The following is a 6,000-nucleotide window of genomic DNA, read 5'->3' as shown; positions in this document are numbered from 1 at the left end:
GCCTCGCATCCAACGCCTCCGTGCAAATCACCAGGCGAAGTGAATCAAAATGCGGTCTCGATTGCCAGGTTTTTCGAGGTGTCCAAGTGCGAGACGCTGCTGCCCTGTAACGTTCAGCGGGATATTGTTCGTCGCTGACTTTCTCCATCCACTCGACGGCCTTGCCATCAAGTGCTTGCGTCGTCCTGTCAGACGGTCGTTCCTTCTAAAAACGCGGCTGCATTTCAGCGGGCCAAGCGAAATAAGGAAATACGTCGAACCGCTCCGGGTGCGGCAGTCATCAACCTCTTCAGTCCCGCCCGAAACGTTTGAGTATTGGAGCCGTTGCGCGTTGGCACAGGCTGATCGGATTGATCGGCGGTTGGGGAACCTTTCCAATCGTTGGTTGATCGCCCGAACGGTACTGCATTCGGTACCGCATGACCCATGACCCAAGGCTTTACGTTAAGTATCCGAATTTCTCAGCTTTTTCGGCGCAGTTCGTCCCATCCATCATCGTCCCGACTCGCAATTTCGAGTTCGTGGTTGCTCGATCTCGATTTGCTGTCAGGCCGCTTGCCGACGATAGCAAAAGAACGCCTCTTCGATAGTGGGTCTTGCGATGTAGCGGTCTCCCGCTACCAAGAATTTCTCAAGTAAACTTGACAATCGGCTAGCCCTTAAAGCTGGCCGATTGTGTTTCGCGCCATGTTGCAAGCAGCCACCGGTGATTTGCAAGGATTTCCTGCGACACTCGCAAATCCACGCGACACGCGCGCGACATGGATTGACCTCTTCAGGAACCGGCTTCGAACCTGGCCCTGGCAGCTTGGTTCCTTTCGTTATGCTTGCCACCGAGGCCGCGCGAGCGAACTTGCTGACACGTGGCTACTGGTGCCCAAACTGCCGAAATCAGTCTTGGGGAAAGACCACTACCAGGAGCAATTTGGTACGCATTTCTAGACCAGAACCGTGGAAAGCAAGTCTGCATTTAGACATGTCGGTACGAATCTGTACCTAAGCTCCGATCTGACGCTGAAAAATGGGTTCACCATTGCTTCGCAAGGATCTGAGGAGGATACGATCGCTTGCTGATCGTTAGGGCGCAAGCGGCTGAGAAATGGCTGAGGTGTGCTCGTGCTCTTGCTCCAAAACGGAGGCTGTGGGCATGGCTCAGCTTCAGCAATCGATCCTTCGCAACCGTCTGCTGGCTTCGTTGTCGCCTGACGACTTTGTCCTGGTGCAGCCGCACCTGGAGGCGGTGTCGTTTGGACTGCGCGAACATCTGTTCAGAGCCGATCAAAGGATCACCCATGTCACCTTCCCCGAATATGGGGTTGCCTCAATCGTCGCCGACACCGGGGAAGGACGGTTCGAGGTCGGCATGGTGGGATCGGAGGGCCTGGTGGGTGCCCCCATCGTGCTCGGCGTGGACCGTTCGCCGCACACCTGCCTGGTCCAGGTCGCAGGCGAAGCATTCCGCATTGGGGCGGGCGAGCTACAGGCCGCTATGGACCATAGCCCCGCGCTGCGCGCGCTCCTTCTGCGTTTCGTGCATACCTTCATCGTGCAGGTCAGTCAGACGGCCTATGCCAACGCCGGCTACTCCGTCGAGGAGCGGCTCGCGCGCTGGCTTCTCATGACGCACGACCGGCTAGAGCAGGACGACATGCCCATCACCCACGAATTCATGAGCATTATGCTGGGCGCGCGTCGTCCGGGCGTGACACTTGCAGTGCAGATGCTGGAGGGCGCCGGTGCGATCAGGGCCACGCGTGGTCGCGTCGGGATGAGGGATCGAGCGAAGCTGGAACAGATCGCCGGCCAGTCCTACGGCTCGCCGAGAGGGAATACTCCAACGTATTCCAGTTCCCGATCAAGCGAGAGAGAGATGAGTGGCGGACTTGCGTTACTTCATGAACATTCGTTACCGCGGTCGGCTGATACCCGATCACGAAGGTGACGAACTGGCAAACGTGGAGGATCTGCGCGAGCATGCGCTCGCCACCGCGCACGATCTCGTCTTCCGAACCCGCATGGACAGCCTCTACGACTCGTCCCTCTCATCGCGCAAATTAGACACAACGCGGCGGTTCTGCGACCTGCAGGCGGTGTCCGGGCAGTCGCGGACGAGCCTGTCCTTGCCGTAGCCCTTGGCCCACATGCGGTTGCGGTCTATGCCGCCGGCGGCGAGGTAGTCCATCACCGCATCGGCGCGCTGCTGCGACAGCGCCATTTCACTTGCGCCGGGATCGTCGGCGAAACCCTGCAGCTTGAGCAGCCAGCGCGGATGCTTTGTTAACCAGGCGATCTGGGTGTCGAGGGTGGCCTTGGCGACAGAATCGAGCGCGGCCGAACCTTGCGTGAAATAGGTGCGGCGGCCGACATTGAGGATAAAATCCTCCTCGCTACCCGGCTGCACGTTCTGGAAGCCGGCAACCTCGGTGTTGGTAATGTCAGGCGTGGAAGGGGCGAGCGTGTTGCTGGTCGAGCAGGATGCGACCAGCATCAGCAGGCCGGCAGCGAGCAGCCGGCGCGTGTTTTCAATCATACGGTTCATGAGGCGCCAATCATTCGACAGTGGTGGAAGCGGGCGCCTGGTCGGCGATGTGCGGCAGGACCTGCACCGCGGTGCCGATCGGGCAGCGCTGGTAGAGGTCGATGATGTCTTCCGGGAACATGCGGATGCAGCCGCTGGAAGCGTCGGTGCCGATGCTCCATGGCTCAAGCGTGCCATGCAGGCGGTAGCCGGTGTCAGCGCCGTCGCGGTGCAGATAGAGCGCGCGCGGCCCGAGCGGATTGTTGGACGCGCCGCCTGCGATCATGGGCGGTAGTTCCGGCCTGCGCTTACGCATTTCGGGGGGCGGGACCCAATCCGGCCACAGCGCGCGGCGGTCGATCGTCGCGCGGCCGTACCATTTGAAGCCGTCCTTACCGACGCCGACGCCGTAGCGGATGGCGGTCTTGTTTTCCATGATGACGTAGAGGAAATGGTGGCGGGTATCGACCACGACGGTGCCGACCGGCTCGCTGCTGAAATACTTGACGATCTGGCGATGCCATCTCTTGTCGATCTTGGCGAAGTTGGTCTTGCGATAGACAAAATTGTTGTCGCTGGCGGTACCCGCGAAAAAGGATTTTGCCGCCGCGGCTTGAGCAATATTGCTGGTTGCACCCACCGCGACCAGCGCCAGGCCGCCGAGCACGACACCCCTGCGTGACAAAACCATCGGCAATATCCCCCATGCCAAAAGCCTAGCTCAACCATAGTTGAGAATTACTTCGCCTCAAAGTGGAAAATGCCGCGTTGCTGCAGTCCGCCGGAAGCGGACTGGCGGGCGGTGAACAGATGCCATTCCAGCACTCCGCTGTACGCGCCCGCCGGTGCCGCAACGAAGCTGCGCCGAGTTAGCCTTGAGCACGAATGTGCATGACGGAGACGAGCCAAATCCCGTCGTCGACTTTGGTGATTCCGAGCCTCTGGCCGGCGAGCGTTGCGCTCGAAGCAGAGCGGTCGCGCTATTCTGCCAGCCTCCTGCATAGCCGCATTCCGTCGCGATCGACTGCATCGCTCTCAGAAGGCGCCCGGCGGCGGAAACGGCTAAAACGCCTGCTTTTTCGCCGGCAGCTCAGCCGCTTTCCGTCGAAGGGTGAACCCGTTGCCTAGTCCGAAATGGTTACTTGCGCTGCAGCTAATGTAGTCACATTCTTGGGCAGTCGGAAGCCGCATGGATCGGCCAGGCGCGAGTAATCTCTTCGCCGGCGTCTCAAGGCAGTCGACCACACGTTTGCGGTGCTCTAAGGGGGAATCAATGAGATTGGCGATTATTTGTGCGGCAATGGTGATTGCCGTATCCACCGCCGCCGTTGCGCACGAGAAAAAGAGGCTGGTCAACACAGCGTCGGCCTGCGCCGACCTGTCGCGCAGCACGATCAAGAAAACCAGGGAAACAAAGCTGGATCGCAGTTCAACCGGAACTGTCTCCAGCGGGATTTCGAAAGACAAATCGGAGCCGCGCCTGGGCTATGAAATGGTTAATCCTGCAATCATATCTATCTATTAGCTGCGGAAAAGCAGGCAAGTCTATCGGCGTCCAGGCTACGCAGGCTTGATCCTGCGGGACAGAAGTTGCCACTGCCTGCGCTCAATGTTTGATGCGGTCGCGCAGTGCGTACCAAAGCATGCCGAGCACGTGGAGCGGGCCGCTCAGCGCCGTGCCGCCGGGGAACGGCAGCGTCGACAGGATCACCCCTTGCCCGAATAGCCATGCGCAAAATAGACCTCGCCGTAGCGGCCGACATGCGGCAGGCGCGGTGTCGTCAACTGGCATTTGCATCGAGTCGCAGCCGAATGAAGTCATATCGGGCGTGGCGCTGTAGCCGAAGGCTGAGGTCGGAATCAGAAAGGCACCTGCGCTCAACGGCCATTCGCCCGGCGGACCCGCCAGATGACATTACCGACGTCGTCGGCGACGAGCAGTGCGCCAGTCTGATCGATAGCTACGCCGACCGGACGGCCCATCGCCTCGCCATTACGCCCGATGAAGCCAGTGAGCACATCTTTCGGAGGGCCGCTCGGTTTGCCACCACGGAACGGCACGAAGATCACCTTGTAGCCGCTATGCACGCTTCTATTCCACGAGCCGTGCTGGCCGACGAAGGCGCCGTTGCCGTAGGCCGGACCGAGCCGGGCGCCTTTGGAGAAGGTCAGTCCCAGCGAGGCGGTATGAGAGCCCAGGGCGTAGTCGGGCTTGACCGCCGTCGCCACGAGATCGGGGCGCTGCGGCTTGGCGCGTTCGTCGACGTTCTGTCCGTAGTAGCTGTAGGGCCAGCCATAGAAGGCGCCGTCACGAACCGAGGTCATGTAATCCGGCACGAGGTCGTCGCCGATCTCGTCACGCTCGTTCACGGCGACCCAAAGCTCGCCAGTTTCAGGATTCCAGGAGAGCCCGTTCGGGTTGCGCAGGCCCGAGGCGAAGACCCGAGTACGACGGCTCGACCGATCCACTTCAAGGACAGCGGCGCGGTTCTTCTCCGCGGCTATGCCGTTTTCTCCAACGTTGCTGTTGGAACCAACGGTGACATAGAGCTTGCGTCCATCCGGACTTGCGATCACGTCCTTGGTCCAATGATGGTTGAGGTCCCCGGCCGGCAAGTCGATGATCTTTTCCGGCGACGTGCTGACTCGGGTCTGGCCGTTGGAGTAGGGGAAAGCGACGAGTGCGTCGGTATTCGCGACAAAGAGCTTGCCTTTGGACAGCGTCATGCCGAACGGCGAATTGAGGCCTTCCGCGAACGTCGTTCGCACATCCGCAATGCCGTCGCCATCAGTGTCGCGCAGGAGCGTGATGCGGTTGGCGCTTTTGGTTGCGGCGCCGGCCCGCTTCATAGCCAGGTCCATGAAGACCTTTCTAAGACTGAAGCCTTCGTCATGCTTGGCAGGGGCATTGGTCTCAGCAACCAGCACGTCGCCGTTCGGAAGCACATGCAGCCAGCGCGGATGGTCGAGGCCGGTAGAGAAGGCGTTCACTGCCAGCCCCTTCGCCGGGGTCGGCATACCTCCTTTCTGCCAGCCTTTCGCCTCGGCGATGTTAACAGTCGGGATCAGCGTCGGTCTTGGTTTCGGTAAAGTGGGGTTGGGGCCATAGCCGATTATTGCCTCGGCTTTTTGCGCCGGAATGCCAGCGCAGCTCGCCATGACGGCTCCCAACACCGCTACGAGTACGCTTCCTCGGAAGCCGGCATGCATCGGAAGTCCTCCGCATGGATTTGCGTCGTGCTCTTTGTGTAAACGGAAATCAGTGGCTTATTCTTCCAATTGCTTCGAAACAGCGGCGCGTGATCCGAGGGCCAGGAATTCGCGACAGATCTGCTCTCGGTAGAAATATGGCGCGAGGAGATTGTGGCAACCGCCCGAATATCTGTCGCGCGATATGAATCTCACATTCGTATCGCGCGAAATCGATACGGCTTGCGCTTTTCGGTATCGAGTTGCTCATGGGCCAACATGCGTTGGAATGG

General features: G+C 60.0%; 6 protein-coding genes and 1 pseudogene. 3 read left to right on the top strand and 4 right to left on the bottom strand.

The window, feature by feature from the left end:
- Positions 1-1,147 precede the first annotated feature (1,147 nt).
- Complete coding sequence (locus tag NKJ17_RS22565) at positions 1,148-1,942, top strand: Crp/Fnr family transcriptional regulator (protein WP_352506254.1); 795 nt, start codon at positions 1,148-1,150, stop codon at positions 1,940-1,942.
- Entirely contained in the window at positions 1,896-2,129 is a 234-nt protein-coding gene (locus NKJ17_RS34100; protein ID WP_502894195.1) for a DUF6894 family protein, read from the top strand. The genes NKJ17_RS22565 and NKJ17_RS34100 overlap by 47 nt, the downstream gene beginning before the upstream one ends.
- Here NKJ17_RS34100 and NKJ17_RS22560 read toward each other — a convergent pair.
- Positions 2,027-2,539, bottom strand: a complete 513-nt coding sequence (locus NKJ17_RS22560) for an OmpA family protein (RefSeq protein ID WP_352478386.1) — start codon at positions 2,537-2,539, stop codon at positions 2,027-2,029. The genes NKJ17_RS34100 and NKJ17_RS22560 overlap by 103 nt on opposite strands.
- Before the next feature lie 10 nt (positions 2,540-2,549).
- Positions 2,550-3,209, bottom strand: coding sequence for a L,D-transpeptidase (locus NKJ17_RS22555; protein WP_254817044.1), 660 nt, complete (start codon positions 3,207-3,209; stop codon positions 2,550-2,552).
- A 582-nt stretch (positions 3,210-3,791) separates the two neighbouring features.
- On the opposite strand from NKJ17_RS22555, the gene NKJ17_RS22550 reads away from it, so the two are divergent.
- A complete protein-coding gene (locus NKJ17_RS22550) occupies positions 3,792-4,043 on the top strand; it encodes a hypothetical protein (RefSeq protein ID WP_352506255.1) in 252 nt (83 codons plus the stop codon).
- Positions 4,044-4,124: 81 nt separating this feature from the next.
- Here the strand turns inward: NKJ17_RS22550 and NKJ17_RS22545 are convergent.
- Together NKJ17_RS22545 and NKJ17_RS22540 are read right to left on the bottom strand one after the other, a co-directional pair.
- Positions 4,125-4,303 (bottom strand): annotated as a pseudogene (locus tag NKJ17_RS22545) (FAD-dependent oxidoreductase); the annotation flags it as partial.
- Positions 4,304-4,396: 93 nt separating this feature from the next.
- Positions 4,397-5,728, bottom strand: a complete 1,332-nt coding sequence (locus tag NKJ17_RS22540) for a PQQ-dependent sugar dehydrogenase (RefSeq protein WP_352506256.1) — start codon at positions 5,726-5,728, stop codon at positions 4,397-4,399.
- Between the last annotated feature and the right edge of the window lie 272 nt (positions 5,729-6,000).

Source organism: Mesorhizobium sp. M0208 (assembly GCF_040322015.1).
GTDB lineage: Bacteria > Pseudomonadota > Alphaproteobacteria > Rhizobiales > Rhizobiaceae > Mesorhizobium.
The sequence above is the reverse complement of the archived record's forward strand: the minus strand, read 5'-3'. Positions and strand labels throughout refer to the sequence as shown.